This window comes from Sphingomonas morindae (assembly GCF_023822065.1).
GTDB lineage: Bacteria > Pseudomonadota > Alphaproteobacteria > Sphingomonadales > Sphingomonadaceae > Solisphingomonas > Solisphingomonas morindae.
Window position 1 is genome coordinate 1,248,200 of sequence record NZ_CP084930.1, and the last position, 25,306, is coordinate 1,273,505.

Annotated in this window: 26 protein-coding genes and 1 tRNA gene; 16 read left to right on the top strand and 11 right to left on the bottom strand. The window is 69.6% G+C overall.

Annotation, left to right across the window (positions count from 1 at the left end; all coding sequences use genetic code 11):
* Positions 1 to 43: 43 nt before the first annotated feature.
* Together LHA26_RS06110 and LHA26_RS06115 are read right to left on the bottom strand one after the other, a co-directional pair.
* On the bottom strand, positions 44 to 1,345 hold the full coding sequence (locus LHA26_RS06110; RefSeq protein WP_252167841.1) for a sugar MFS transporter: 1,302 nt from the start codon (positions 1,343 to 1,345) through the stop codon (positions 44 to 46).
* Between the two features lie 107 nt (positions 1,346 to 1,452).
* A complete protein-coding gene (locus LHA26_RS06115) occupies positions 1,453 to 2,826 on the bottom strand; it encodes an Nramp family divalent metal transporter (RefSeq protein ID WP_252167842.1) in 1,374 nt (457 codons plus the stop codon).
* A 90-nt stretch (positions 2,827 to 2,916) separates the two neighbouring features.
* Between LHA26_RS06115 and LHA26_RS06120 the strand changes: the two genes are divergently transcribed.
* Entirely contained in the window at positions 2,917 to 3,732 is an 816-nt protein-coding gene (locus tag LHA26_RS06120; protein WP_252167843.1) for a metallophosphoesterase family protein, read from the top strand.
* On the opposite strand, the gene LHA26_RS06125 is transcribed toward LHA26_RS06120, so the two are convergent.
* Positions 3,671 to 4,303, bottom strand: a complete 633-nt coding sequence (locus LHA26_RS06125; protein WP_252167844.1) for an RcnB family protein — start codon at positions 4,301 to 4,303, stop codon at positions 3,671 to 3,673. The two genes, LHA26_RS06120 and LHA26_RS06125, sit on opposite strands and share 62 nt — an antisense overlap.
* Before the next feature lie 168 nt (positions 4,304 to 4,471).
* On the opposite strand from LHA26_RS06125, the gene LHA26_RS06130 reads away from it, so the two are divergent.
* The 3 genes from LHA26_RS06130 (at position 4,472) to nth (ending at position 6,442) form a co-directional block, all read left to right on the top strand.
* Entirely contained in the window at positions 4,472 to 4,960 is a 489-nt protein-coding gene (locus LHA26_RS06130; RefSeq protein WP_252167845.1) for a GreA/GreB family elongation factor, read from the top strand.
* 76 nt (positions 4,961 to 5,036) lie between these two features.
* The gene (dapB, locus tag LHA26_RS06135) at positions 5,037 to 5,795 is read left to right on the top strand and encodes a 4-hydroxy-tetrahydrodipicolinate reductase (protein WP_252167846.1); all 759 of its coding nucleotides are present in this window, start codon (positions 5,037 to 5,039) and stop codon (positions 5,793 to 5,795) included.
* The gene (gene nth / locus LHA26_RS06140) at positions 5,792 to 6,442 is read left to right on the top strand and encodes an endonuclease III (protein WP_252167847.1); all 651 of its coding nucleotides are present in this window, start codon (positions 5,792 to 5,794) and stop codon (positions 6,440 to 6,442) included. Before dapB ends, nth begins: the two co-directional genes overlap by 4 nt.
* An 8-nt stretch (positions 6,443 to 6,450) precedes the next feature.
* On the opposite strand, the gene LHA26_RS06145 is transcribed toward nth, so the two are convergent.
* A complete protein-coding gene (locus tag LHA26_RS06145) occupies positions 6,451 to 6,624 on the bottom strand; it encodes a hypothetical protein (protein ID WP_252167848.1) in 174 nt (57 codons plus the stop codon).
* A 167-nt stretch (positions 6,625 to 6,791) separates the two neighbouring features.
* Between LHA26_RS06145 and LHA26_RS06150 the strand changes: the two genes are divergently transcribed.
* Genes LHA26_RS06150 through LHA26_RS06160 form a run of 3 tightly spaced genes read left to right on the top strand, consistent with a single transcriptional unit; the run spans position 6,792 to position 9,278 of the window.
* The gene (locus tag LHA26_RS06150) at positions 6,792 to 7,718 is read left to right on the top strand and encodes a Gfo/Idh/MocA family protein (RefSeq protein ID WP_252167849.1); all 927 of its coding nucleotides are present in this window, start codon (positions 6,792 to 6,794) and stop codon (positions 7,716 to 7,718) included.
* A 19-nt stretch (positions 7,719 to 7,737) separates the two neighbouring features.
* Positions 7,738 to 8,655 carry a 2-dehydro-3-deoxygalactonokinase gene (locus LHA26_RS06155; RefSeq protein ID WP_252168304.1) on the top strand — a complete coding sequence of 306 codons (918 nt, stop codon included), beginning with the start codon at positions 7,738 to 7,740 and terminating at the stop codon, positions 8,653 to 8,655.
* Positions 8,652 to 9,278, top strand: a complete 627-nt coding sequence (locus tag LHA26_RS06160) for a 2-dehydro-3-deoxy-6-phosphogalactonate aldolase (RefSeq protein WP_252167850.1) — start codon at positions 8,652 to 8,654, stop codon at positions 9,276 to 9,278. The genes LHA26_RS06155 and LHA26_RS06160 overlap by 4 nt, the downstream gene beginning before the upstream one ends.
* Before the next feature lie 7 nt (positions 9,279 to 9,285).
* On the opposite strand, the gene LHA26_RS06165 is transcribed toward LHA26_RS06160, so the two are convergent.
* Positions 9,286 to 9,468, bottom strand: a complete 183-nt coding sequence (locus LHA26_RS06165; protein WP_252167851.1) for a hypothetical protein — start codon at positions 9,466 to 9,468, stop codon at positions 9,286 to 9,288.
* A gap of 99 nt (positions 9,469 to 9,567) precedes the next feature.
* Between LHA26_RS06165 and LHA26_RS06170 the strand changes: the two genes are divergently transcribed.
* Together LHA26_RS06170 and LHA26_RS06175 are read left to right on the top strand one after the other, a co-directional pair.
* Entirely contained in the window at positions 9,568 to 9,804 is a 237-nt protein-coding gene (locus tag LHA26_RS06170; protein ID WP_252167852.1) for a hypothetical protein, read from the top strand.
* A 92-nt stretch (positions 9,805 to 9,896) separates the two neighbouring features.
* Complete coding sequence (locus LHA26_RS06175; RefSeq protein ID WP_252167853.1) at positions 9,897 to 10,064, top strand: hypothetical protein; 168 nt, start codon at positions 9,897 to 9,899, stop codon at positions 10,062 to 10,064.
* A 173-nt stretch (positions 10,065 to 10,237) separates the two neighbouring features.
* Here the strand turns inward: LHA26_RS06175 and LHA26_RS06180 are convergent.
* Positions 10,238 to 10,324, bottom strand: a tRNA-Leu gene (locus tag LHA26_RS06180).
* A 155-nt stretch (positions 10,325 to 10,479) separates the two neighbouring features.
* On the opposite strand from LHA26_RS06180, the gene LHA26_RS06185 reads away from it, so the two are divergent.
* Both LHA26_RS06185 and LHA26_RS06190 read left to right on the top strand, forming a co-directional pair.
* Positions 10,480 to 11,415, top strand: coding sequence for a complex I NDUFA9 subunit family protein (locus LHA26_RS06185; RefSeq protein WP_252167854.1), 936 nt, complete (start codon positions 10,480 to 10,482; stop codon positions 11,413 to 11,415).
* 31 nt (positions 11,416 to 11,446) lie between these two features.
* The gene (locus tag LHA26_RS06190; RefSeq protein ID WP_252167855.1) at positions 11,447 to 12,250 is read left to right on the top strand and encodes an undecaprenyl-diphosphate phosphatase; all 804 of its coding nucleotides are present in this window, start codon (positions 11,447 to 11,449) and stop codon (positions 12,248 to 12,250) included.
* 26 nt (positions 12,251 to 12,276) lie between these two features.
* Here the strand turns inward: LHA26_RS06190 and LHA26_RS06195 are convergent, their stop codons facing one another.
* Positions 12,277 to 12,423, bottom strand: a complete 147-nt coding sequence (locus tag LHA26_RS06195) for a hypothetical protein (protein ID WP_252167856.1) — start codon at positions 12,421 to 12,423, stop codon at positions 12,277 to 12,279.
* On the opposite strand from LHA26_RS06195, the gene LHA26_RS06200 reads away from it, so the two are divergent.
* The 5 genes from LHA26_RS06200 (at position 12,407) to LHA26_RS06220 (ending at position 21,107) form a co-directional block, all read left to right on the top strand.
* Positions 12,407 to 13,867 carry an NAD(P)-dependent oxidoreductase gene (locus LHA26_RS06200; protein ID WP_252167857.1) on the top strand — a complete coding sequence of 487 codons (1,461 nt, stop codon included), beginning with the start codon at positions 12,407 to 12,409 and terminating at the stop codon, positions 13,865 to 13,867. The genes LHA26_RS06195 and LHA26_RS06200 overlap by 17 nt on opposite strands.
* The gene (locus LHA26_RS06205; protein WP_252167858.1) at positions 13,864 to 14,460 is read left to right on the top strand and encodes a DUF2059 domain-containing protein; all 597 of its coding nucleotides are present in this window, start codon (positions 13,864 to 13,866) and stop codon (positions 14,458 to 14,460) included. Before LHA26_RS06200 ends, LHA26_RS06205 begins: the two co-directional genes overlap by 4 nt.
* A 44-nt stretch (positions 14,461 to 14,504) precedes the next feature.
* Positions 14,505 to 18,980, top strand: coding sequence for a glutamate synthase large subunit (gltB, locus tag LHA26_RS06210; protein ID WP_252168305.1), 4,476 nt, complete (start codon positions 14,505 to 14,507; stop codon positions 18,978 to 18,980).
* Between the two features lie 82 nt (positions 18,981 to 19,062).
* A complete protein-coding gene (locus tag LHA26_RS06215) occupies positions 19,063 to 19,734 on the top strand; it encodes a glutathione S-transferase family protein (protein WP_252167859.1) in 672 nt (223 codons plus the stop codon).
* Positions 19,731 to 21,107: a peptide MFS transporter gene (locus LHA26_RS06220; RefSeq protein WP_252167860.1), complete on the top strand. Its 1,377-nt coding sequence runs from the start codon at positions 19,731 to 19,733 to the stop codon at positions 21,105 to 21,107. The genes LHA26_RS06215 and LHA26_RS06220 overlap by 4 nt, the downstream gene beginning before the upstream one ends.
* A 67-nt stretch (positions 21,108 to 21,174) precedes the next feature.
* Here the strand turns inward: LHA26_RS06220 and cyoD are convergent, their stop codons facing one another.
* Genes cyoD through cyoA form a run of 4 tightly spaced genes read right to left on the bottom strand, consistent with a single transcriptional unit; the run spans position 21,175 to position 25,247 of the window.
* Complete coding sequence (gene cyoD / locus LHA26_RS06225; RefSeq protein ID WP_252167861.1) at positions 21,175 to 21,597, bottom strand: cytochrome o ubiquinol oxidase subunit IV; 423 nt, start codon at positions 21,595 to 21,597, stop codon at positions 21,175 to 21,177.
* Positions 21,597 to 22,322 carry a cytochrome o ubiquinol oxidase subunit III gene (cyoC, locus tag LHA26_RS06230; RefSeq protein WP_252167862.1) on the bottom strand — a complete coding sequence of 242 codons (726 nt, stop codon included), beginning with the start codon at positions 22,320 to 22,322 and terminating at the stop codon, positions 21,597 to 21,599. The genes cyoD and cyoC overlap by 1 nt, the downstream gene beginning before the upstream one ends.
* On the bottom strand, positions 22,319 to 24,325 hold the full coding sequence (cyoB, locus tag LHA26_RS06235) for a cytochrome o ubiquinol oxidase subunit I (RefSeq protein WP_252167863.1): 2,007 nt from the start codon (positions 24,323 to 24,325) through the stop codon (positions 22,319 to 22,321). The genes cyoC and cyoB overlap by 4 nt, the downstream gene beginning before the upstream one ends.
* Positions 24,315 to 25,247, bottom strand: coding sequence for a ubiquinol oxidase subunit II (gene cyoA / locus LHA26_RS06240; RefSeq protein ID WP_252167864.1), 933 nt, complete (start codon positions 25,245 to 25,247; stop codon positions 24,315 to 24,317). The genes cyoB and cyoA overlap by 11 nt, the downstream gene beginning before the upstream one ends.
* Positions 25,248 to 25,306 lie beyond the last annotated feature (59 nt).

Sequence of the window (25,306 nt, forward strand, 5' to 3'; positions counted from 1 at the left end):
CCTTCCCGCATCACGGCAGCCCGGTCAATTCCAACGACAAAATTTAGTTGTCTTTGAAAACCTGTTTGCGCGCATAGAGGCCGAAGCCGGCGATCACGCAATAGCAGAGCGCGGGCAGCGTCAGCGCGATCTGGAGCCCGGCGAGGTCGGCGACATGGCCGGTCAGCGGCGGGATGATCGCGCCGCCGACGATGGCGGTCGCCAGCACGCCCGATCCCTCCGCCGCGCGGGCGCCGAGCCCGGCGCTCGCCAGGCTGAAGATGGCCGGGAACATGATCGAATTGCACAGGCCGATCGCGAGCAGCGACCAGGCCGAGACCGCGCCCGCCGTGTTGGCCGAGACGAGGATCAGCACGATCGCGCCCAGCGCGAAGCCCGCCAGCACCTTGCCCGGCGCGGCGAGGCGCAGCAGCAGCGATCCGACAAAGCGGCCGATCAGCGCCCCGCCCCAGTAGAAGGGCACATGCTTGCCCGCGCTCTCCGCATCCAGGCCGAGCGTGCTCGCCTGCTCCAGATAGCTGACGATCAGCGATCCGATCGCCACCTCGGCGCCGACATAGAGGAAGATGCAGAGCGCGCCGAAGGCGAAGCGCGGCTGGCGCAGCAGCGTGAAGGCGTGGAACATCGAGCCGGTCTGGTCCTGCGCCTCGCGCAGCCGGTTGCGCCGCATCCACACCACCGCCGCCACCAGCGCCAGCGCGACCGCGAGGCCGAGATAGGTGTGCACCACCGTGCGGCTCTCGGCGACGCGATAGGCCGCCAGCGCCGCGCCCTGCAGATCCGCCGCCTTCACCTTGGCGAGCGAGCCGAGGATCACGATCGATCCGATATAGGGGAAGAGCGTGGTGCCGAGCGAGTTGAAGGCCTGGGCGAAGGTCAGCCGGCTGGAGGCGGTGGCGGGCGGGCCGAGCAGCGAGATCAGCGGATTGGCCACCACCTGGACGATGGTGATGCCGGCCGCGAGCACGAACAGCGCGCCGAGGAACACGCCGAACGTGCCCATCGCCGAGGCCGGCACGAACAACAGGCAGCCGACCATCATCACCAGCAGGCCGATCGCCGCCGTGCGCATATAGCCGGCCTTGCGGACGATCGCCGCACCCGGGATGGAGAAGAGGAAATAGGCCGCGAAAAAGGCCGATTGCACCAGCAGCGCCTGGGCGTAGCTGAGCGTGAACAGCTCCTTCAGCTTGGGAATGATGACATCGTTGAGGCTGGTGATGCCCCCGAAGATGAAGAAGAGCGCGAACACGAACAGCCGCAGATCGGGTGCGTCGACGCCCTGATCGCCCGCTCCCACGCCCGCCCGCGCGCCATCGGCCGCGGTCGATCCCGACACCTGCATCCTCTTGATCCTTTCCCGCGCCGGCAGCGCCGTCGTCCGGCCACTCCCACCGGCCGTGGGGGCTAGCGGCTCGGCCCGGCATATGCAAACCCCCCCAAGGTCATCGATCAGCTCCGCAGGAGCAGCTGCGCCGCCGCCCGGGCGGCATCGGGGAGGCCGTAGAGATCGAAGGCCAGGATGATCGCGGCGCACAGCCAGCCCGCGCCCAGCAGCAGCCGCCCCGGCCGCCCCGCGCCCAGCCGGCGGCGCCCCACCAGATGCAGCAGCGGCAGCATGGCGAAAGGCAGCTGAAGCGCCAGCACCACCTGGCTGAGGATCAGCAGATCATTGACGCTGCCCTCGCCGCGCCAGGCGATCAGCGCCACCGCCGGCACGATCGCGCACAGGCGGGTGACGAGCCGGCGCTGCCAGGGCGAGACGCGGAAGCGCGTCAGCCCCTCCATCACCACCTGGCCCGCGAGCGTGCCGGTGATCGTGCTCGACTGGCCCGAGGCGAGCAGCGCGACCGCGAAGAGCGTGCTCGCCAGCGCGGTGCCGACCAGCGGCGCGAAGGTGAGATAGGCGACGCGGATCCAGTCGGTATCGGGTCCGAAGGCGTAGTAGCGGCCGTCCACCAGCGCCCCCGGCCGGCCGTGGAAGACGATCGCCGCCAGCACCAGGATCGCCGCGTTGACGAAGAAGGCGAGCAGCAGCGCCACCACCGTATCCAGCGCGGTGAAGCGGATCGCGGCGCGGCGCGCCTCGGCGTCCGCGCGGCCGCGCCGGCTCTGCACCAGCGCCGAATGGAGGTAGAGATTGTGCGGCATCACCGTCGCGCCGACGATGCCGACCGCGATCGTCGCCATGCCCGGCCGTGCCAGTCCGGGATGGAGCAGCGCGCCGCCAATCTCGCCGAAATCCGGGCGCGTGCCCGGCAGCACGAACAATTCCAGCACATAGCAGCCGGCGATGGTCAGCACGAGCACCGCCACCACCGCCTCGATCGTGCGCATGCCATAGCGTTGCAGGCCGAGCAGCAGCAGCACGTCGGCGCCGGTGATCGCCACCGCGCCCAGCATCGGCAGATGGAAGAGCAGGCTCAGCGCCACCGCGCTTCCCAGCACCTCGGCCAGATCGCACGCGATGATCGCCAGCTCCGCGAGCAGCCAATAGGGCAGCCGCACCCAGCCGGGATAGGTTTCCGCCACCGCCTGCGCGAGATCGCGGCCCGAGGCGAGGCCCAGCCGCGCCGCGAGCAGCTGCAGCACCACCGCCATCAGGCTCGCCAGCGCCACCACCCAGAGCAGATCGTAGCGGAACAGCGCGCCGGCGGCGAGATCGGTGCCCCAATTGCCGGGGTCCATATAGCCGACGCCGATCAGCAGGCCGGGGCCGAGATAGGCGCCCAGCCGCCCCCATCCCGCGCGCGGCACGCGCACCGATCCATGCAGACCGGCAAGCGACCGGTCCGGTTCGTCCAACGGGGGTGTGAGGGCCGTCATCTCGGGCCGAAAGCCTCGCCGCTTTGCTTGGTTCCGCGATCCATATCATGGCATGGGGAACCCCGGTGGCGCACCGCTCGTACTGCCGCGATGCGGCGGATCGCGCACATCTCCGATCTCCATTTCGGCGCCGACGATCCGGCGGTGGTGCAGGCGCTGGGCGACTGGCTGATCGCCGCCGCGCCCGATCTCGTCGTCGTCTCGGGCGATCTCAGCCAGCGCGCGCGCCGCGCCCAGTTCGCCGCCGCCGATGCCTTTGTCCGCCGGCTCGAGGCGGCCGGCCTCGCCTTGCTGGTGGTGCCCGGCAACCATGATGTGCCGCTCCACGCGCCGCTCGCGCGGCTGTTCTGGCCGCTGCGCCGCTATCGCCGCCTGTTCGGCGCGCGGCCGCGCTTCTACGCCGATGCGGAGGTGGCGGTGCTCGGACTCAGCTCCGCCCATGGCCTGACCGTGAAGGATGGCCGCCTCACCCGCCGCCAGATCGCGCGGATCGAGCGCTGCCTCGCCGACAGCCCGCGCGAGGCGACGCGCATCCTCGTCACCCATCATCCGCTGGTGCCGTTGCCGCGCCGGGCGGGCGAGCAGGATCCGGCGTTGCGCGGCGCCGAGCGCGCGCTCGCGGCGGTGCGGCGCGCCGATGTGCACATCATCCTCGCCGGCCACCACCATGCCCATACGGTGGTGCTGGCCGGCCCCGATCTGCCGATCGATCCGGCGCTGATGGTGGTGCAGGCGGGCACCGCCACCTCGGTACGCCGGCGCGGCACGCCCAACAGCGTCAACCTCCTCCACATCGATGGCCCGTCCACGCTGGTGGAGGAATGGACATCGACCGGCGCGGAATTTACCTGCGCGCGCCGGCTGCGCTTCGAGCGCCGCGGCGCGACGGGCTGGCACCCCGCCTGACCGGCGCCGGATCGGTCTCGACGATCGTCGTCACCGTCGTCACCGTGGTCGGGCTGACGGTGAGGGTGCGGGGCTGGCCGGGGCCGCCGCCGCTGCTCGCGATCACCTGGCCGGGCAGGATGCGCGTCTCCACCTCGCGATTGCCGCTGCGATAGCGGGTGACGCTGGGCGCCACCGGCGCGGGTAGCGGCTGGCTCGCCAGCACCAGGCCGGTGGCGTCGATCAGCACCGCATCGCCGCCATAGCGCATCCAGCGCCCGCCCGCCGCCGGCGCGGCGAGGCCGCGCGCGGACCAGTCGGTCAGGTCGTAGGATGGCGCGAGCCAGGGCCCCGCGAGCCGGCCGCCCACCTCCGGCCGCACGGCCGTCGCCGGCGCCGAGACCGCCGAGCCGATCGGCACGGGCGCCGAAGCCGGGGCGGCGACGCCGACGCCCGTGCCCGTGCCCGTGCCGGACCCGGCCTGCCAGCCCGATGCGGTCCAGCCGCCGGGCTGCGCCGCGAGGCCCTCCTGCGCGCCCGCTTGGGGCAGCTGGCTGGCGATCAGCCCCATCAGCAGCAGCATCGGCGCCATTGCCCTTGTCCTTCTTCCCCGCCGGCCCGATGCCGGCACGCCGCCTTTGCCGCGCCGCGCGCCGCGCCGCCAGCCGCCGCGCGCGCCGATCGTGCCATTCAGAGATGCCTGGGCCTTGTGCGTGCGCCGCCGATTGCCCAGCTAGGCGGTTTGCCAGGGAGATGACCGGTGAGCGTGGCCTTTCGGCGCGAGAATGACGATGAACATCTCGAACCCCGGTTCGAGCTGCCGCTGCCCGCCGGTCCCAATCTCGTCACCCCGCGCGGGCACGCGCTGATCGCCGCGCGCGTCGCCGAGCTGGAACAGGCGCCCGAGGCGGAGGACAGCGACGCCCGCGACACGCGCACCCGCGCGCTCCGCTATTGGCGCACCCGCCTCGCCACGGCGCAGCGCGCGCCCCGCCCCGAAGGCGATGCGGTGGCGATCGGCACGCAAGTGCGCTTCCGCCTGCAGGGCCGCGAGCGCACGCTCATCGTCACCGGCCATGACGAAGCGGATGGCGATGCCACGCGCATCGGCTTTTCCGCGCCGCTGGCGCGCGCGCTGCTCGGCGGCATGGCGGGCGACCGCGCGGGCTTTGGCGGTCGCGACGAGGCGATCGAGATCATGGACGTGGCCATCGCCGAGACGGAGTGGCGCGAGCCGCAAACGGGCTGAGCATGGACGGCCGCCGCCCGCCATGGCAGAGCGCGGCGCGGCCGGAGCGCGGCGCAAGGAAGCACGGGGAGTGGCGATGACGCAGGGTTTCGGCCTGTTCGGCGCGGGCGGACGCATGGGGCTCGCCATCGCCGCCGCCGCGCGCGAGGCGGGGCAGCCGCTGGCCGGCGGCCTCGGCCGCACCGGGGCTGTTTTCGGACCCTTTGAGGACGCCGCCGCGCTCGCCGGCGCCGCCGCCGCGCTGATCGACTTTTCCACGCCCGAGGCGCTCGAGGGCCATCTCGACGCCGCCATCGCCGCGGGCACGCCGATGCTGATCGGCACCACCGGGCTCGGCGCCGCGCACCAGCGCCTGATCGATCGGGCCGCCGAGCGCATCGCCCTGCTCCCCGCCGCCAACACCGCGCTGGGCGTCACCGTGCTCGCGGCGCTGGTGGAGCAGGCAGCGCGGCTGCTCGGACCCGAATGGGATTGCGAGATCCTCGACATGCACCACCGGCACAAGCGCGACGCGCCATCGGGCACGGCGCTGCTGCTCGGCGCGGCGGTGCATCGCGGGCGCGGCGCGGGCGAGGCGGCGGGGCGGGATCGGCTCGATCGCATGGCCGGCGGCCCGCGCGAGGCGGGCGACATCTATTATGCGGCGCTGCGCGGCGGCTCGGTCGCCGGTGACCATCTGCTGGTCTTCGCCGGCGAGGGCGAGCGGATCGAGCTTGGCCATCGCGCCGAAAGCCGCGCCATCTTCGCGCGCGGCGCGCTACGGGCGGCGCGCTGGCTGGCCGAGGGCCGCGCGCCGGGGCGCTACACCATGAACCATGTGCTGGGGCTGGCGTGACGCGCGCGCAGATCTTCGAATTCTACCGCCGCCTCGCCGAAGCCGATCCCGCGCCCGAAACCGAGCTGGCCTGGACCAATCCCTATACGCTTCTGGTGGCGGTGGCGCTGTCCGCCCAGGCCACCGACGCCGGCGTCAACAAGGCGACGCGCGCGCTGTTCGAGCGCGTGGACAGCCCCGCCGCCATGCTCGCGCTCGGCGAGGAGGGGCTGAAGGCGCATATCAAGACCATCGGCCTCTTCAACACCAAGGCCAAGAATGTCATCGCCGCCGCGCGCATCCTGGTGGAGCAGCATGGCGGCGTGGTGCCCCGCGATCGCGCGGCGCTGGAAGCGCTGCCGGGCGTCGGCCGCAAGACCGCCAATGTCGTGCTCAACATCGCCTTTGGCGAGGAGACGATCGCGGTGGACACGCATATCTTCCGCGTCGCCAACCGCACCGGGCTGGCGCCGGGCAAGGATGTCCGCGCGGTGGAGGACAGGCTGGTGCGCGTGACGCCGGCGCCGTTCCGGGCGCATGCGCACCATTGGCTCATCCTGCATGGCCGCTATGTCTGCAAGGCGCGGCGGCCCGAATGCTGGCGCTGCCCCGTGGCCGATCTCTGCCGCTTCAAGCCCAAGACCCCGGCGCCCCCCGCCGCCGGCTGATCCCTCCCCTATCGGCGTGCCCGGCGGCGACGGCGGGGCGGCGGCCGCAGCGCGGGGCCGGCGCCGCTGCCCGGCGGGGTGGCCCGCGCGCGCCGCGCGGCGGCGAGGCCGATCACAAGATTGCCGATGCTCGTCACCAGCGCCGCCGCGCCCGTCAGCAGCGGCCCATCCACGGTAAGCATGATGCGACTCCTTACGCTACGGCTCGTATTGTTCTCTTTCTGTTCCGTGTAGGACAGCGTTTTTTCGTACCCGAGCACACGCGGCGCGGATCCGCGCGTTGGGCCGGGAGGCGGTTGCTCCGTGATCGGATTTATCTTAGCAATGCCGCGACCAAGGGAGGAGTGCCATGGGCCGGATCAGGCTCGCCATGATCGGGCTCGGCAAGATCGCGCGCGACCAGCATGTGCCGGCCCTTGCCGGAGACGAACGCTTCGCGCTCGTCGCCACCGTCGATCCCCGCGAGGGGCTGGGCGACGTGCCGCACTTCAAGGATTTCGACGCGCTCGTCGCGTCCGGCGTGGCGGTGGATGCCGTCACGCTCTGCACCCCGCCCCAGGCGCGCGCGACGCTGGCCGCCGCCGCCATCGCGCAGGGCTGGCACGTCTTTCTCGAAAAGCCGCCGGCCGCCACCTTGGCCGGCCTCGCGGTGCTGGATGCCGCCGCCGAAGCCGCCGGCGTCACGCTCTTCGCGGCCTGGCATTCGCGCGAGGCGCCGATGGTCGCGGCGGCGCGGGAGTGGCTCGCCACCCGCCCGCTGGCTTCGGCGGAGATCGTCTGGCGCGAGGATGTGCGGCGCTGGCACCCGGGCCAGGCCTGGCTCTGGGCGCCCGGCGGCCTCGGGGTCTTCGATCCCGGCATCAACGCCTTTTCGATCCTGACCGACATTCTGCCCGCGCCGATCCTGGTGACGCAGGCGCGGCTCGCTTTGCCCGAAAATGCGCATGCGCCGATCGCGGCGCAGTTGACCCTGCAAAGCGGCGGCGCGCGCCTGTCCGTCGATCTCGATTTTCTGCAACAGGGGCCGCAAAGCTGGGACATGCGCTTCACCACCACCGGCGGCGAGACGCTGACGCTCGGCGCCGGCGGCGGCACGCTGCGCCGGGGCGACGGCCCCGAGGAGCGCGCGCCGGAGCGCGAATATGCGCGGCTCTACGATCGCTTCGCCACTCTCATCGCGGCCGGCGCGCGCGATGCCGATGGCGCCCCGCTGCGGATCGTGGCGGATGCGCTGCTGATCGCCGAGCAGGTGCGGGTGGAGCCTTTCCTGCCATGATCGCCGCGCCGAGGAGAGGCTGATGCGCTACACCATCGTCGGCGATTGGGGCACCAGCCGCCTTCGCCTGTTCCGGCTCGAGGCCGGCGCGGTGACCGACCGGCGCGACGGCCCCGGCATCGCCGCTCTGCCCGATACGCCCGAGGCCGTGCTGCGCGCGGCGATCGCGCCGTGGCGCGACGATGGGCCGCCCGCCAGCATCAGCCTGTGCGGCATGATCGGATCGCGCAATGGCTGGCGCGACGTGCCCTATGTCGCGTGCCCCGCCGATGCCGCCGCCTGGGCGGCCGGCGCGGCGCGGCTGGATTTCGATGGCAGCGAGGTGGCGATCATGCCCGGCCTCGCCTGCGCCGACGCGCGCGGCGTGCCCGATGTGATGCGCGGCGAGGAAACGCAGATCTTCGGCGCCATGGCGCTCGATCCCGCGCTTGGCCGCGGTCGGCATCGCATCGCTCTGCCCGGCACCCATGGCAAATGGGCCGAGGTGGAGGATGGCGCGGTGCGCGGCTTCCGCACCTATCTCACGGGCGAATTGTTCGCGCTGCTGCGCGATCATTCCACCCTCGCCCGCGCCGGCGCCGGGCCGGCCGAAGCGCCCGACGAGGCCGTCGCGGCGGAACGCGCGGGCTTCGCCGCCGGGCTTGCCGAGGCCGAGGCGACGCCGCTCGCGGGCGCGCTGTTCCAGACGCGCAGCCGCCAGTTGCGCGAGGCGCGCAGCCAGGCCTGGGCGCTGGGCTTTCTGTCGGGGCTGGTGATCGGCGCCGAGGTGGCCGCCGCCACCGCCGAGCCGCAGGCGGGCGCGGTGATGCTGATCGGCGATCCGGCGCTTGCCGGCCGCTATGCGGAGGCGCTGGCGCGGCGCGGCCTCGCCACCCATCTAGGCGATGGCGATGCCTGTGCCCGCGCCGGGCTCGCGCTTTGGGAGAGTTTGACATGACGATGGACGATCTGCTGGCCAATGGCGCTCCGCCCATCGTCGCCATTCTGCGCGGCATCACCCCCGACGACGTGGAGGCGGTGGGCGAGGCGCTGGTGCGCGCGGGCATCACGCTGATCGAGGTGCCGTTCAACTCGCCCGATCCGGCCGAGAGCATCCGCCGCCTGCAGCTCCGCTTCGGCGGCAAGGCGCTGATCGGCGGCGGCACGGTGCTGACCACCGCCGCCGTCGCCGAGCTCGCCGCCACCGGCGGCAAGCTGATGGTCACGCCCAACACCAATCCGGACGTCATCGCGGCGGGCGTCGCGGCCGGGCTCGAGCCCATGCCGGGCTTCGTCACCCCGAGCGAGGCCTTTCAGGCGATCGCGGCGGGCGCGCGGCGGCTCAAGCTCTTCCCGGCGGTGGCGCTGGGCCCGGCCTATCTGAAGGCGGTGGCCGATGTCCTGCCGAAGACGGTGCGGCTCTGGGCGGTGGGCGGCACCGGCGCGGACAATATCGGCCAATGGCTGAAGGCGGGCGCGGAAGGGATCGGCGTCGGCGGCGCGCTTTACAAGCCGGGCGACACGCCCGCTTTGGTCGCGGAACGGGCGGCGGCCTTGGTCGCGGCGTGGCGCGCGCGCTGATCGCCGGTCAGCGCAGCAGGCCGATCGTCAGCCACACCAGCGCCGCGATCGCCAGCGGCGCCGCGATGAGGCCGAGCACCACCGACAGCATGACCCCGGCGATCGCGCGCTGATCCGGCCGCAGCATCAGCCCGCGCCGGCGCCGTTTCGGCTCTTCGGGGGGCGTCCATCCGATCGGGTCAAAAGCCATCGACCAATCCTCTCTCCCGACCTGCCTTAAAGGCCGGGGGCAATCGGGGTTCCACGGCGGCGACAGGAAACGCGATGCCGTGCCTCGCGTTGGTGGGGGATGATCGAAACCGATCCCGGCCGGCGCCTTGTCGCCGATGTGCGCGAAACGGCGCGCCGCCACCGCCTCGCCTGGGGCGAGCTGGTGCCCGACGCCACCACCATCAACGCCGCCGCCGAGGGCCGCGAGGAAGAGGCCTATCAGGAAATGGCCGCCGCCAAGCGCCGCCTGCGCGATCATATCTGCGACACCTACGGCATCAGCGCGGCGGAGCTATGCGCCTTGGCGAGCCTGTGACGATTTGCACCATTTTGGTGCAACCATTTGAGAATTCGCTCGTTTTAGCAGATGGTCGGTACCCGGGCGGGGCTCCGACCGGAGGGCGAATCATGAATTCCGAGCGGCCAATCTTCTTCTCCGCCGCCGAACCGGCGGCCACTGCCGCCGTGCAGGCGGACGGCACGTGCCTGGAACAGCTGCGTCAGCGCCATCAAGAGCGCGTCGCCAAGCGCCGACAGATCGCGGATCTGTGCGAAAAGGCGATCATTCGGCACTGAAAGCGACCCTATTTGGTCAAAACGGAAGCGGTTCGGGCCCGTCCCGGGCCGCTTTTGCATATTGACTGCGGAAAAAGCCGGCGCACGGCGGACGCGTCCCGCGCCATTGGCCGGATCACGCCGCGGATGGCGGTAGAACCATCCGTACAAAGCAGCATCTTAGCGACAGATGCTGGTGCCCAGGAAAGGACTCGAACCTTCACGGCCTTGCGGCCACTGGCACCTGAAGCCAGCGCGTCTACCAATTCCGCCACCTGGGCAGGTGCTCGGGAAGCGCGCCGATAGCCGCCATGCGCGCGACCTGTCAACGCAAAACGAAGCCGGGGCGCAAATGGGCGGCGCCGCTTGTCTTCGGCGGCGCGGGAAGGCAAGGCTGCGGCGAGCTTTGTCCGATCGAGAACGAGGAAATGGTGCCATGGCGCAACTGGTCACGCTGATCGGCGGCAGCGGCTTTATCGGCCGCTATGTCGCCCAGGCGCTGCTGCGGGCGGATGCGCGGGTGCGCATTGTCTCGCGCAATCCGCATCGTGCTTTCTATCTCCGGCCGCAGGGCAATCTCGGCCAGCTGCAATTCATCGCGGGCGATCTCACCAAGCCCGATACGATCGCCCGCGCCGTGCGCGAGAGCGATGCGGTGGTGAACCTGGTCGGCGTGCTGTCGGGGCCGTTCGAGCGGGTCCATGTCGATGGCGCGCGCACCGTCGCCGAGGCGGCGCATGCCGCGGGCGCGCGCGCGCTCGTCCATGTCTCGGCGATCGGCGCCGATTCCGCCTCGCCTTCGGCCTATGGCCGCACCAAGGCGGCGGGCGAGGCGGCGGTGGCCCACGCCTTTCCCGGCGCCACCATCATCCGGCCTTCGCTGGTGTTCGGTCCCGAGGATGCGCTCACCAACCGCTTCGCGCGCATGATGCAGCTGAGCCCGGTGGTGCCGGTGCTCGCCGGGGCGACGCGCTTCCAGCCGGTCTTCGCGGGCGATCTCGGCCGGGCGATCGCCGCCGCCGCCTCGGATCCGGGCCGCCACGCCGGCAGGACCTATGAGATTGGCGGCCCCGCCACGCTCAGCATGGCCGAACTCAACCGCCTGATCGCGCGCATCATTGGCCGCAAGACCCATTTCGTGGAGCTGCCCGACGGCATGGGCGCGGGCCTCGCCAAGCTCGGCTTCCTGCCGGGGGCGCCGCTCACCCAGGATCAGTGGCAGATGCTTTCGCAGGATAATGTGCCCGCGCCTGGCGCCGAGGGGCTCGCCGCCTTCGGCCTCGACGCGACCCCGCTCGAAGCCGTGGCGGAAGGCTGGCTGGTGAAATATCGCCGGCTCGGCCGCTTCGGCGCGCAGCGCAAGACCGCCTGATCCTCCTCTTCCGCGCAAAGGTGCCGCCGGCATGATGATCCTTCAACCCATCCTGCTCGGCATCGTCGAGGGGGTGACCGAATTCCTTCCTGTTTCGTCCACCGGCCATCTCATCCTGGCGGGGGCGCTGCTCGGCTATGACGACAGCCGCTGGGCCACGTTCGACATCGTGATCCAGCTGGGCGCGATCCTGGCGATCGTGGTGCTCTACTGGCGCACCTTCTGGGCGGTGCTGATGGGGCTGGCCAAGCGCAGCCCCGGCGCCTGGCGCTTCGTGCGCAACATCCTCCTCGCCTTCCTGCCGGCGGCGGTGATCGGGCTCGCGCTGCACAAGAAGATCGAGGCGCTGCTGACCAAGCCGATCCTCGTCTGCTGGGCGCTGATCCTGGGCGGCATCGCGATCCTGCTGATCGAGCGGCTGGTCAAGCCCGGGCGGATGCATGGCGTGGCGGACGTGCCCGCGGGCACCACGCTCGGCATCGGCTTTATCCAATGCCTCGCGATGATCCCGGGCGTGAGCCGCTCGGGCGCCACCATCCTCGGCGCGCTCTCGCTGGGCGTGGAGCGACGCACGGCGGCGGAGTTCAGCTTCTTCCTCGCCATCCCCACCATGCTCGGCGCGACCGTGCTCGAACTGGCCAAGGGCGGCGTGTCGGTGGGCGGCGAGGGCGGCGTCGGCTGGCCCGAGATCGCGATCGGCTTCTTCGTCTCCTTCATCGTGGCGCTGGTCGTGGTGCGCGCCTTTGTCGGCTTTGTCTCGCGGCACGGCTTCGCGCCTTTTGCCTGGTACCGGATCATCGCCGGCGCCGCCGCTTTGGCCTGGCTGATGCGATAGGTCCGGAATTGGACTAATAATCGTTCTCAGACCGTGTCGGACGATGAAAATGGTATCACGTGCGGCGTAATGAGGAAGCGCTGCTGACCTAAGCCGCTTTCATTGCGTGACTCGCGGGCGAAGACATGCTTTTCCATCGTCGACGGAGGATCGACGATGGCCGACAGCCCCATGCTCAAATTCGTGAATACCGGTCAGGCCTATCCCGAGAAGCGGGCGGCACCGGCGCGGATCGAGGATTTCGCGGAGATCGCGCGTGGCTTCGCCGCCGCCAAGGCGGAGGAGCAGGCGGGCCGATGCTCGCAATGCGGCGTGCCCTATTGCGCCACCCATTGCCCGCTGCACAACCATATCCCCGATTGGCTGCGCCTCACCGCCGAGGGGCGGCTGCGCGAAGCCTATGAGCTGTCGACCGCCACCTCGACCATGCCCGAGATTTGCGGCCGCATCTGCCCGCAGGACCGGCTGTGCGAGGGCAATTGCGTCATCGAGTTTTCTGGCCATGGCGCGGTCACCATCGGCTCGATCGAGAAGTTCATCACCGATACCGCCTGGGAACAGGGCTGGGTGGAGCCGGTGCGGCCGGTGCGGGATCGCTCGGGCCAGTCGGTCGGCATCATCGGCGCAGGCCCCGCCGGCCTCACCGCCGCCGAATATCTGCGCGGCCATGGCTATGACGTGCACGTCTATGACCGGCACGATCGCGCCGGCGGCCTGCTCGTCTATGGCATTCCCGGCTTCAAGCTGGAGAAGGAGATCGTCACGCGGCGCTACCAGCGCCTGGCGGACAGCGGCATCCACTTCCATCTCGGCGCCGATATCGGCGGCGCCCTGCCGTTCGAGACGCTGCGTGCGCGCCACGATGCGCTGCTCGTCGCCACCGGCGTCTATAAGGCCCGCGCCATCCGCGCCCCGGGCGTGGGCCAGCCGGGCATCGTCAAGGCGCTGGACTATCTGATCGCCTCCAACCGCAAGGGGCTGGGCGACGCGGTGCCGGCATGGGACGATGGCACGCTCAACGCGGCGGGCAAGAAGGTGGTGGTGATCGGCGGCGGCGATACCGCGATGGATTGCGTGCGCACCGCCGTCCGCCAGGGCGCCACCTCGGTCCAGTGCCTCTACCGCCGCGATCGCGCCAACATGCCCGGGTCGCAGCGCGAGGTGGCCAATGCCGAGGAAGAAGGCGTGGAGTTCGTCTGGCTGTCCGCGCCCGACGCCTTTGATGGCGAGGCGGGCGTGCGCGCGGTCCGCGCGTCGCGCATGCGGCTCGGCGCCGCCGATGCCTCGGGCCGACGCGCGCCCGAGATCGATCCGGGCAGCGACTTCCGGCTCGACGCCGATCTGGTGATCCAGGCGCTGGGCTTCGATCCGGAGGATCTGCCCCAGCTGTTCGCCACGCCCGAGCTTTCGGTGACGCGCTGGGGAACGCTGCGCGTCGATCACCGCACCATGCAGACCTCGCTGCCGGGCGTCTTCGCCGCCGGCGATATCGTGCGCGGCGCCTCGCTGGTGGTGTGGGCGGTGCGCGATGGGCGCGACGTGGCCGAGCGGATGCACACCTGGCTCAAGGACAAGGCCAAGGCCAAGGCGGCGCCCGCCGCGGCGGTGGCGGCGTGATCGGCGGCGCGCGCGCCCTTCCCGCCGGTCTGGCGGCGCTGCTGCTGGCGGTGGCGCCGGCAGGTGCCCAGCCCGTGCCCACTCAGCCCGCCTCCGCCCAGCCTGACGCCGAGACGCTCGCCGCCGCGCGTGCGCTGATCGCGGCCACGGACGTGCGGGGCCAGATGCGGCAGATCATGCCGCGCCTCGCCGGGCCGATGCTGGACATGATCCACCAGCGCTACGGCGCCACCATGCCGGCGGCGCTCCGCAGCCAGCTGGATGCCGCCACCACGCGCTTCATCGGCAGCATCGACACCGCCTTCACCCCGGCGATGCTGGACGCGATCGCCGCCGTCTATGCCCGCCACATGAGCGCCGCCGATCTGCGTCGCGTCGCCGCGCTGATGGCCGATCCCGCCATGGCGCGGTTTCGCGCGGCGACGCCGGCGATCGCCGCCGAGACGGTGCCGATCACGATCGCCGCGATGCGCCCGCAACAGACCGCCTTCCAGGCCGAAGTCGCGCAGATCCTGCGCGATTGGGCCGCCAGCCATCCCGAGGAGGCCCGCACGCCCGCGCCCGGCGTCGCGCGCCCAGGAGAGAAGAAGTGACCGACTTTCCCACCCCCGAGCATCGCCGGCTTGCCGAACAGGGCATGTACCGGCCGGACTATGAAGGCGATGCCTGCGGCGTCGGCCTCGTCGCCGCGGTCGATGGCCAGCCGTCGCGCCGCGTCGTCGCCGCCGCGATCGACGCGCTGAAGGCGGTGTGGCATCGCGGCGCCGTGGATGCCGATGGCAAGACCGGCGACGGCGCCGGCATCCATGTCGAGCTGCCGGTCAGCTTCTTCGACGACGCGATCGAGAATGGCGGCCACAAGCCCGGTCCGGGCCGGCTCGCCGTGGGCATGATGTTCCTGCCGCGCACCGATCTCAGCGCGCAGGAGACCTGCCGCTCGATCGTGGAGAGCGAGATCATCGATTTCGGCTACACCATCTATGGCTGGCGCCAGGTGCCGGTGGATGTGGCGGTGATCGGCGACAAGGCGATGCTGACGCGCCCCGAGATCGAGCAGATCATGATCCAGGGCCCCCGCCCCGAGGCGCAGGACGCGGCCGAGTTCGAGAAGAATCTCTATCTCATCCGCCGCCGCATCGAGCGGCGTGTGATCGAGGCACAGATCCAGGGCTTCTACGTCTGCTCGCTCTCGTGCCGCTCGATCATCTACAAGGGGCTGTTCCTCGCCGAGGAATTGTCGGTCTTCTATCCCGATCTGCAGGACGATCGCTTCGTCAGCCGCTTCGCCATCTTCCACCAGCGCTATTCCACCAACACCTTCCCGCAATGGTGGCTGGCCCAGCCGTTCCGCACGCTCGCGCACAATGGCGAGATCAACACCATCCGCGGCAACCGGAACTGGATGAAGAGCCACGAGATCAAGATGGCGGCGATCGCCTTTGGCGAGCATTCGGAAGATATCAAGCCGCTGATCCCGGCGGGCGCGTCCGATACGGCGGCGCTGGACGCGGTGTTCGAGGCGATCTGCCGCGCGGGGCGCGACGCGCCCACCGCCAAGCTGATGCTGGTGCCCGAGGCCTGGCAGAACGCCACCGATCTGCCCCAGCCGCATCGCGACATGTACGCCTATTACGCCTCGGTGATGGAGCCGTGGGACGGGCCGGCCGCGCTGGCGATGACCGACGGCCGCTGGGTGGTCGCCGGGGTCGATCGCAACGCGCTGCGGCCGCTGCGCACCACGCTCACCGCCGACAATCTGCTCATCGTCGGCTCGGAGACGGGCATGGTGGTGGTGCCGGAATCGACGGTGATCGCCAAGGGCCGGATCGGCCCGGGCCAGATGATCGCGGTCGATATGGACGAAGGCCGGCTGTTCGACGATGGCGAGCTGAAGGACCGCCTCGCCGCGGCCCATCCCTTCGGCGAGTACATCAAAGACTTCAAGGCATTGTCCGATCTCCCCGTGCCCGAGGGCGCGGGCTTTCCCGATTATGGCCGCGCCGAGCTGATCCGCCGCCAGGTCGCCGCCGGGCAGACGCTGGAGGATATGGAGCTGATCCTCGCGCCCTGCGTGGAGGATGCCAAGGAGGCGATCGGCTCGATGGGCGACGATACGCCGCTCGCCGTCATCTCCGACAAGCCGCGCGTCATCAGCCAGTTCTTCCGGCAGAATTTCAGCCAGGTGACGAACCCGCCGATCGATTCGCTGCGCGAGACGCGGGTGATGAGCCTCGCCACGCGCTTCGGCAATCTCGGGAACATCCTCGATGCCGAGGCGCCCCAGCCCAATATCCTGGTGCTGCCCTCGCCGGTGCTGACCGCGCCCGAATGGGCGACGCTGAAGGCGCATTTCGGCGCCACCTCGGCCGAGATCGACTGCACCTTCCCCGCCGAGGGCGGCGCCGACGCGCTCAAGACCGCGATCGCCGAGATCCGCCGCAAGGCCGAGCAGGCGGTGCGCGAGGGCCGGTCCGAGCTGTTCCTCACCGACGAGGCGGTGGATGGCGAGCGCGTCGCCATCCAGATGGTGATCGCCGCCGCCGCGGTGCACACCCATCTCGTGCGCAAGGGGCTGCGCTCCTACGCCTCGATCAACGTGCGCTCGTCGGAATGCCTCGACACGCATTATTTCGCGGTGCTGATCGGCGTGGGCGCGACCACGGTGAACGCCTATCTCGCCGAGGCCGCGATCGCCGATCGCCAGGCGCGCGGCCTGTTCGGCACGCGCAGCCTCGACGAGTGCATCGCCCGCTACCGCAAGGCGATCGACGACGGGCTGCTGAAGATCATGGCCAAGATGGGGATCGCGGTGATCTCCTCCTATCGCGGCGGCTATAATTTCGAGGCGGTCGGCCTCAGCCGCGCGCTGGTCAATGATCTCTTCCCCGGCATGCCCGCCAAGATCTCGGGCGAAGGCTATGCGTCGCTCCAGCTCAATGCGCTGATCCGGCACGAAAAGGCCTGGGACAGCCAGGTCGCCACGCTGCCCGTGGGCGGATTCTACCGGCAGCGCAGCGGCGGCGAGGGCCATGCCTATTCGGCGCAGCTCATGCATCTGCTGCAAAGCGCGGTCGCGACCGACAGCTATTCCACCTATCTGCAATTCTCGCGAGGCGTCCGCGATCTGCCGCCCATCTATCTGCGCGATCTGCTGGAGTTCAACTGGGCGCGCGAGGCGATCCCGATTGACGAGGTGGAGGCGATCACCGAGATCCGCAAGCGCTTCGTCACGCCCGGCATGTCGCTGGGCGCGCTGAGCCCCGAGGCGCACGAAACGCTGGCGATCGCGATGAACCGGATCGGCGCCAAGGCGGTGTCGGGCGAAGGCGGCGAGGATGTCTCGCGCTACCAGCCCTATGAGAATGGCGACAACGCCAATTCGGTGATCAAGCAGGTCGCCTCGGGCCGGTTCGGCGTCACCGCCGAATATCTCGGCTCGGCCGAGGAGCTGGAGATCAAGGTGGCGCAGGGCGCCAAGCCCGGCGAGGGCGGGCAGCTGCCCGGCTTCAAGGTGACCGAATTCATCGCCCGGCTGCGCCACTCCACCCCGGGCGTGACGCTGATCTCGCCGCCGCCGCACCACGACATCTACTCGATCGAGGATCTCGCGCAGCTCATCTACGATCTGAAGCAGATCAATCCGCGCGCGCGGGTGTGCGTGAAGCTCGTCTCCTCGGCCGGGATCGGCACGGTGGCGGCGGGCGTGGCCAAGGCGCATGCCGATGCCATCCTCGTGGCGGGCCATGTCGGCGGCACCGGCGCCTCGCCGCAGACGAGCATCAAATATGCCGGCACGCCGTGGGAGATGGGGCTTACCGAGGTCAACCAGGTGCTCACCCTCAACGGGCTGCGCCACCGGGTGAAGCTGCGCACCGATGGCGGCCTCAAGACCGGCCGCGACATCGTGATCGCGGCGATCCTCGGCGCGGAGGAGTTCGGCATCGGCACGCTCAGCCTGGTGGCGATGGGCTGCATCATGGTGCGCCAATGCCATTCCAACACCTGTCCGGTGGGCGTCTGCACCCAGGATGCGGCGCTGCGCGAGAAGTTCGTCGGCACGCCAGAAAAGGTGATCAACCTGATGACCTTCATCGCCGAGGAGGTGCGCGAGATCCTCGCCCGGCTGGGCGTGCGCTCGCTCGACGAGATCATCGGCCGCACCGAATTGCTGCGCCAGGTGAGCCGGGGCGCCGAGCATCTCGACGATCTCGATCTCAACCCCATCCTCGCCAAGGTGGATGCGCCCGATCATCACCGCCGCTTCGCGATCAACAGCTTCCGCAACGAGGTGCCGGACAGCCTCGATGCCCAGATGCTGCGGGACGCGCGCGCCGTGTTCGAGCGCGGCGAGAAGATGCAGCTCACCTATTCGGTCCGCAACACGCACCGGGCGGTGGGCACGCGCTTCTCCTCGGCCATCACCGCCAAGTTCGGGATGCGGCACCTCGCCGACGGCCATGTCCATGTCCGCCTGCGCGGCTCGGCCGGCCAGTCGCTCGGCGCCTTTCTCTGCAAGGGCGTGACGCTGGAAGTGTTCGGCGACGCCAACGACTATGTCGGCAAGGGCCTGTCCGGCGGCATCGTGGTGGTGCGGCCCACCGTCTCCTCGCCGCTCGATTCGCGCCGCAACGCCATCATCGGCAACACGGTGCTGTACGGCGCCACCGCCGGCGCGCTGTTCGCCGCCGGCCAGGCGGGCGAGCGGTTCGCGGTGCGCAACTCGGGCGCGTCGGTGGTGGTGGAAGGCTGCGGCGCCAATGGCTGCGAATATATGACGGGGGGCACCGCCGTCATCCTCGGCAAGGTCGGCGAGAATTTCGGCGCCGGCATGACGGGCGGCATGGCCTTTGTGCTCGACGAGGACGGCAGCTTCGAGCGCCACGCCAATGGCGATTCGATCCTGTGGCAGCGCTTCGCGTCCCGCCATTGGGAAGGCGTCGCCAAGGCGATGGTGGAGGAGCATGCGCGCCGCACCGACAGCAAATGGGCGCACACGCTGCTCGCCGACTGGGCGCATATGCGCGATCGCTTCTGGCAGGTCTGCCCCAAGGAGATGGTCACGCGCCTGCCGCATCCGCTGAACGATGCCGAGGCGGCGGTGGCGGCCGAATAAACGGGCCGGCCGGCCGGGCATCGCCCCGGCCGGCCGATCGCCTCTTTTCCCGCGCCCCCGCGCCGCCTAGGACGCAGGGACGATGTGGCAACTCTACCAATTCCCGCTCTGCCCCTTTTCCCGCAAAGTCCGGCTGATGCTCGGCGAAAAGGGAGTCGGCTACGAGCTGGTCCGCGAATCGCCCTGGCAGCGGCGCGACGAATTTCTCCACCTCAATCCGGCCGGGCAGACGCCCGTCATGGTGCAGGGCGCGCTCGCCCTGAGCGATTCCTCGGCGATCTGCGAATATTTCGAGGAGGTGATCGAGAAGGCGCCGATGCTGGGGGGCGATGCCGCCGCCCGCGCCGAGATCCGCCGCCTCGTCGCCTGGTTCGACGAGAAATTCTATGGCGAGGTGGTGGCGCCGCTGATGCACGAGCGGATGCTCAAGCGCATCGTCCACCGCGCCTCGCCCGACGCCAAGGCGCTGCGCGACGCGATGCGCCAGGCCAATGCGCATATGGATTATGTCGACTGGCTGCTCGATCACCGGCGCTGGCTGGGCGGCCCCGTGCTGAGCCTCGCCGATCTCGCCGCCGCCGCGCATATCTCGGTGGCGGATTATCTCGGCGGCATCGACTGGCGCGGCCACGATCAGACCAAGCAATGGTATTCAGGGCTCAAGAGCCGCCCCAGCTTCCGCCCGCTGCTGGCCGAGCGGATGGAGGTGATCGGCCCGCCGGCCCATTATGACAAGGTGGATTTCGGGGAATGAGCGAAGAGGCGCGCCGGGCGGATACCGGCTTTCTCGGGCACCCGCGCGGCCTCGCCATTCTCTCCTTTTCCGAAGCCTGGGAGCGTTTCTCCTATTACGGCATGCAGGCGCTGCTGGTCCTCTACATGACCCAGCATCTGCTGCTCGCCGGCCATGTCGAGCAGGTTTGGGGCTTCGCGCCCTTCCGGCGGCTGCTCGAGGCGGCGCATGGCCCGCTCTCGCCGGCCGCGCTCGCCTCCAACATCTTCGGCCTCTATGCCGGGCTCGTCTATCTCACCCCGATCGCGGGCGGGCTGCTGGCGGATCGCGTGATCGGCAAGACCCGCGCGGTGACCCTGGGCGGCCTGCTGATGGCGGCGGGCCATTTCCTGATGGCCTTCGAGGCGAGCTTCCTGCCCGCGCTGCTGTGCCTGCTGATCGGCGTGGGCTGCTTCAAGGGCAATATCGCGAGCCAGGTCGGCGATCTCTACGCGCCGGACGATCTTCGCCGCGCCGATGCCTTTCAGGTCTATATGCTGGGCATCCAGATCGCGGTGATCGTCTCGCCGCTGGTCTGCGGCACGCTGGGCGAAACCGTGGGCTGGCACTGGGGCTTCGGTGCCGCCGGCGTGGGCATGCTGATCGGGCTGCTCATCTATCTGGGCGGCCGCCGCTGGCTGCCCGCCGATCCCGCGCCCCGTGCCGGCCGGGTCGCGGCGCGGGCCCCGCTCGCCCGCGAGGAACGGCGGACGATCGCGCTGCTGGTGGCGCTGCTCCCCGCGCTGGCGCTGGCGGCGCTGGGCAATCAGCAGATCTTCAACGCCTATCTCATCTGGGGCGAGAGCCATTACCAGCTCGTCCTGGGCGGCCGGACGATGCCGATCACCTGGCTCATCTCGCTCGACGCCTTCATCTCCACCGGCTGCATGGCGGCGTCGGTGGGCTTCTGGCGGCTCTGGGCGCGGCGCTTCCCCGAGCCGCAGGAGATCACCAAGCTGGCGATCGGCACGCTGATCTCGGCCGCCGGGCCGGCGCTGCTCGCGGCGCTTTCGGTGAGCGGACACCGCGCCAGCCTGGGCTGGGCGATCGCCTTCCACCTGCTCAACGATATCGGCTTCGCCAATGTCTTTCCCGTCGGCCTGGCGCTCTATTCCCGCGCCGCGCCGCGCGCGATCGGGGGCACGATCATCGCCGTCCATTATCTCTATCTGTTCGCCGCCAATCTGATCGTGGGCTGGCTCGGCGGCCTGTACGAGACGATGGGGGCGGCGCGCTTCTGGCTTATCCATTGCGGGCTGATGCTGATCGCGGCGGCGGTGCTGTTCGGCGCGCGGATCGCCTTTGGCCGGCTGCTGGCGCCGGGCGCGCGCGCCGGCCTGACGCGGCGGGCCTGACGCACACGCAAACGGGGCGGAGGCGCCGCGCGCGCCCCCGCCCCGTTCCGTGTCCGCCCGCTGCGCCTCAGCGCTGGGTGGGGATAGCCATGCTCTTGATGTCGGTCGTCATCATCATGCCGCCCGGCGTCATATTCTGGTTGAGATGGGCCATGATCCAGATCGAGCCCACGATCACCAGCAGCACGATCAGCACGCCGAAGGCCAGCGCCATGACGTTGTTGGTGTTGTCAGGGCCGGTGGTGATGTGGAGGAAGAAGGCGAGATGGACGCCCATCTGCGCCACCGCCAGCACCAGCAGCGCCACCGGAATGCTCGGCCCCCAGACATCGCGGCTCTGGGCGAAATAGAAGGAGGCGATGGTCAGCACCGTCGCCAGCACCAGACCGATCACATAGCCGCGAATGCCTTCGCCGACGCCGGAATGGCCGTGATGCTCGTCACCCGGGGCAAGATCGCCCGGCGCGGAATCATGGATGTCAGCGGACATCAGGCGGCTCCCATGAGATAGACGATCGTGAACACGGCGACCCAGATGATGTCGAGCGCGTGCCAGAACAGGTTGAAGCAGAGCAGCCGGCGCATGATGTTGACGCGGAAGCCCTTGGCCCAGATCTGCGCCATCATCGTCGCCAGCCAGAGCAGGCCGGTGGCGACATGGAGGCCGTGGCAGCCGACCAGCGTGAAGAAGGCCGAGAGGAAGGCCGAGCGCGACGGGCCATTGCCCTCCGCCACCAGCTTGCCGAACTCATGCACCTCCATGCCGAGGAAGCCGAGCCCGAACAGCCCGGTGACGAGCAGCCCGATCTGCGTCCACATCATGTTGCGCTGGTCCGCCGCGATCGCCGCGAGGCCGCAGGCGAAGCTGGAGGCGAGCAGCAGCGCGGTTTCCACGCCGACATAGGGAATGTCGAAGATCTGCGCGCCCGACGGGCCACCCGCCGTCGCCCCCGACAGCACCGCATAGGCGGCGAAGAAGGAGGAGAACATGATGATGTCGGACAGCAGGAAGATCCAGAAGCCGTAGCCGACGATGATCCGCTTGGACGCGGGGCCACCCTCGCCATGGCCGGTGGCCTCGCCGCCGCCATGGCCATGGCCATGGCCGTGCCCATGGCCGCGATGGCGATGGCCAAGCTTGTTGGGATCCTCCTCGCGCCGGCGATGGCTGTTATATTCGCGCGACGCGGGCGCGTTGGCGGACGGTCCGATCATGCCGGCTGCTCCTGGTCGGCAAAGAGCCATTTCTCGCGGGCGGCGCGGCGGGCGCGGTCGATACGGGCGACCTCCTCCACCGGCACCTCATATTCGTCGTGATCGCGCCAGGCGAAGACGATGAAGGTGATGAAGGCGCCGACCAGCCCGACGATCACCAGCCACCAAATGTGCCAGATCAGGGCGAAGCCGCAGATCGTAGCGAAAAAGGCGCAGATGAAGCCGGTGGGCGAGTTGAGCGGCATCTCGATCGGCTCATATTCGGGCTCGGCGTGCAGGCGCTGCTGGTCGAGCGCGGTCTGCTTGATGCCCCAATAGGCCTCCTCGTCCTCCACATTGTACATGACGGCGAAGTTGAAGGCGGGCGGGGGCGAGGGCGTCGCCCATTCCAGGCTGCGGCCGTCCCAGGGATCGCCGGTCAGGTCGCGACGCTGGTCGCGGGTGCGGATCGAGACCACCAGCTGGATGATCTGGCAGGCGATGCCGCAGGCGATGATGAGCGCGCCGACGCCCGCCAGCAGCGTCCAGGGATGCCATTCGGCCACGTCGAAGCGCTGCATGCGCCGGGTCATGCCGAGCAGGCCCAGCACATAGAGCGGCATGAAGGCGACATAGAAGCCCACCAGCCAGAGCCAGAAGGCCCGCTTGCCCCAGGTCTCGTCGAGCGTGAAGCCGAAGGCCTTGGGGAACCAGTAGGTATAGCCCGCGAACACGCCAAACAGCACGCCGCCGATGATGACATTGTGGAAGTGGGCGACGAGGAAGAGCGAGTTGTGCAGCACGAAATCGGCGGGCGGCACGGCGAGCAGCACGCCGGTCATGCCGCCGATGATGAAGGTGCAGATGAACCCGACCGACCACAGCATCGGCGTGGTGAAGCGGATCCGGCCGCCATACATGGTGAAGAGCCAGTTGAACACCTTCACGCCCGTGGGCACGGCGATGATCATGGTGGCGATGCCGAACACCGCGTTCACGTCCGCGCCGGCGCCCATGGTGAAGAAATGGTGCAGCCAGACGAGGAAGGAGAGGATGCAGATCGCCATGGTGGCGAGCACCATCGAGCGATAGCCGAACAGCGGCTTGCCCGAGAAGGTGGAGACCACCTCGGAGAAGACGCCGAAGGCGGGCAGCACCAGGATATACACCTCGGGATGGCCCCAGGCCCAGATGAGGTTCATGAACATCATCATGTTGCCGCCGGCTTCGTTGGTGAAGAAGTGGAAGCCGAGGTAACGGTCGAGGCTGAGCATCGCGAGCGTCGCGGTGAGGATCGGGAAGGCCGCGACGATCAGCAGGTTCGACGCCAGCGTCGTCCAGCAGAACACGGGCATGCGCAGATAGCTCATGCCGGGCGCGCGCATCTTGAGCACGGTCGTCACGAGATTTATCCCGGACATCAATGTGCCTATGCCGGATATCTGCAAGGCCCAGTTGTAATAGTCCACGCCGACGCCGGGCGAATAGGCCAGCTCCGACAGCGGCGGATAGGGCAGCCAGCCGGTCCGCGCGAATTCGCCGACCACCAGCGCGATGTTGATGAGCAGCGCGCCCGTCGCCGTCAGCCAGAAGCTGACCGAGTTGAGCGTCGGGAAGGCCACATCGCGCACGCCGAGCTGGAGCGGCATGACGAAGTTCATCAGGCCGATCACGAAGGGCATGGCGACGAAGAAGATCATGATCGTCCCGTGGGCCGAAAAGATCTGGTCGTAATGCTCGGGCTCAAGGAAGCCGGGGGCGCGATAGGCCAGCGCCTGCTGCGAGCGCATCAGCAGCGCGTCGACAAAGCCGCGCAGCAGCATCACTGCCGCGAGCAGGCAGTACATCACGCCGATCCGCTTGTGATCGACGGAGGTGATCCATTCGCGCCACAGATAGGGCCAGAAGCCCGCCTTGGTCACCCAGAGCAGGATGGCGACCACGGCGAGGATCATCCCCGCCGAGGCGACCATGTCGATCGGATTGTGGATCGGGATCGCCGCCCAAGTCAGTTTACCGAACATCGCCTTCGCTCCCCACCGGGCTGACGCTCATCGGACGGACGGACGGATCGGGCTCGCCGAGCTTGGGTCCGGGCGCCGGAGGTATTTTCTGCATGAGCACCGCATTGAAAAGTTGTGGCTGGACGGCCCCGAAGGACATGGGCGGATTGTCGGCGCTCTGCTGCGCCAGCTGCCAGTAGCGCTGCGCGCTGAGCGCCTCGCCCTTGCCCTTGGTGCCGGACACCCAGGCGCCGAACTGCGCCGCCGGCACCGCGTCGACAAAGAATTGCATGCCGGGGAAGCCATCGCCGCTGAAATGCGCCGAGCGGCCATAATAGCGCCCGGGCTTGTCAGCCTGGAGGTGGAGCTGGGTGTCCATCCCGTTCATGGAATAGATCATCGAGCCCAGCCGCGGCACGAAAAAGGCGTTCATCACGCTCGCCGAGGTGATGTGGAAATTGATCGGCGTGCCCGCCGGCACCACCAGATGGTTGACCGTGGCGATCCCCTGATCCGGGTAGATGAACAGCCATTTCCAGTCGAGCGACACGACCTGCACCGTCAGCGGCTGGACGCCGGGCTTGGCGGGCAGCGGCTTGCCGGGATCGAGATCGTGGCTGCTGATCCAGGTCATGCCGCCGAGGAAGAGGATCACCAGAATGGGGATGGACCAGACCACCGCCTCGACCCGGCCCGAATAGGCGAAATCGGGCAGGTAGCGCGCCTTGGTGTTGGATGCGCGGAACCACCAGGCGAAACCCAGCGTCGCGATGATCGTCGGGACGACGATCAGCAGCATGACCGCCAGGCTGTTCACCAGGATCTTCTTCTCGTCGGCGCCGATCGGCCCGGCCGGATCGAGGATCTGGCCGCACCCGGCCAGCACCACCAGAGGTGCAAGCGCCAGCGACGCGCGAAGCGACCGCCGCCAAAGCCCGTTCATGCGATACCCTCCCTTCGGCCCAGAGCGCTCAAATGACGAACACCGTCTAGCGTTCCACG

What these genes read in the sequence shown, in the direction of transcription:
- LHA26_RS06150 (WP_252167849.1), top strand. Translation starts at nt 6,792, where the DNA reads ATGGGCCGGATCAGGCTCGCCATGATCGGGCTCGGCAAGATCGCGCGC.
- cyoC (WP_252167862.1), bottom strand. Translation starts at nt 22,322, where the DNA reads ATGATCGGACCGTCCGCCAACGCGCCCGCGTCGCGCGAATATAACAGC.
- LHA26_RS06115 (WP_252167842.1), bottom strand. Translation starts at nt 2,826, where the DNA reads ATGACGGCCCTCACACCCCCGTTGGACGAACCGGACCGGTCGCTTGCC.
- dapB (WP_252167846.1), top strand. Translation starts at nt 5,037, where the DNA reads ATGACGCAGGGTTTCGGCCTGTTCGGCGCGGGCGGACGCATGGGGCTC.
- gltB (WP_252168305.1), top strand. Translation starts at nt 14,505, where the DNA reads ATGTACCGGCCGGACTATGAAGGCGATGCCTGCGGCGTCGGCCTCGTC.
- LHA26_RS06165 (WP_252167851.1), bottom strand. Translation starts at nt 9,468, where the DNA reads ATGGCTTTTGACCCGATCGGATGGACGCCCCCCGAAGAGCCGAAACGG.
- LHA26_RS06215 (WP_252167859.1), top strand. Translation starts at nt 19,063, where the DNA reads ATGTGGCAACTCTACCAATTCCCGCTCTGCCCCTTTTCCCGCAAAGTC.
- LHA26_RS06185 (WP_252167854.1), top strand. Translation starts at nt 10,480, where the DNA reads ATGGCGCAACTGGTCACGCTGATCGGCGGCAGCGGCTTTATCGGCCGC.
- cyoD (WP_252167861.1), bottom strand. Translation starts at nt 21,597, where the DNA reads ATGTCCGCTGACATCCATGATTCCGCGCCGGGCGATCTTGCCCCGGGT.
- LHA26_RS06195 (WP_252167856.1), bottom strand. Translation starts at nt 12,423, where the DNA reads ATGGGGCTGTCGGCCATCGTCGATCCTCCGTCGACGATGGAAAAGCAT.
- cyoA (WP_252167864.1), bottom strand. Translation starts at nt 25,247, where the DNA reads ATGAACGGGCTTTGGCGGCGGTCGCTTCGCGCGTCGCTGGCGCTTGCA.
- LHA26_RS06170 (WP_252167852.1), top strand. Translation starts at nt 9,568, where the DNA reads ATGATCGAAACCGATCCCGGCCGGCGCCTTGTCGCCGATGTGCGCGAA.
- LHA26_RS06160 (WP_252167850.1), top strand. Translation starts at nt 8,652, where the DNA reads ATGACGATGGACGATCTGCTGGCCAATGGCGCTCCGCCCATCGTCGCC.
- LHA26_RS06200 (WP_252167857.1), top strand. Translation starts at nt 12,407, where the DNA reads ATGGCCGACAGCCCCATGCTCAAATTCGTGAATACCGGTCAGGCCTAT.
- cyoB (WP_252167863.1), bottom strand. Translation starts at nt 24,325, where the DNA reads ATGTTCGGTAAACTGACTTGGGCGGCGATCCCGATCCACAATCCGATC.
- LHA26_RS06145 (WP_252167848.1), bottom strand. Translation starts at nt 6,624, where the DNA reads ATGCTTACCGTGGATGGGCCGCTGCTGACGGGCGCGGCGGCGCTGGTG.
- LHA26_RS06125 (WP_252167844.1), bottom strand. Translation starts at nt 4,303, where the DNA reads ATGGCGCCGATGCTGCTGCTGATGGGGCTGATCGCCAGCCAGCTGCCC.
- LHA26_RS06190 (WP_252167855.1), top strand. Translation starts at nt 11,447, where the DNA reads ATGATGATCCTTCAACCCATCCTGCTCGGCATCGTCGAGGGGGTGACC.
- LHA26_RS06120 (WP_252167843.1), top strand. Translation starts at nt 2,917, where the DNA reads ATGCGGCGGATCGCGCACATCTCCGATCTCCATTTCGGCGCCGACGAT.
- LHA26_RS06175 (WP_252167853.1), top strand. Translation starts at nt 9,897, where the DNA reads ATGAATTCCGAGCGGCCAATCTTCTTCTCCGCCGCCGAACCGGCGGCC.
- LHA26_RS06220 (WP_252167860.1), top strand. Translation starts at nt 19,731, where the DNA reads ATGAGCGAAGAGGCGCGCCGGGCGGATACCGGCTTTCTCGGGCACCCG.
- LHA26_RS06110 (WP_252167841.1), bottom strand. Translation starts at nt 1,345, where the DNA reads ATGCAGGTGTCGGGATCGACCGCGGCCGATGGCGCGCGGGCGGGCGTG.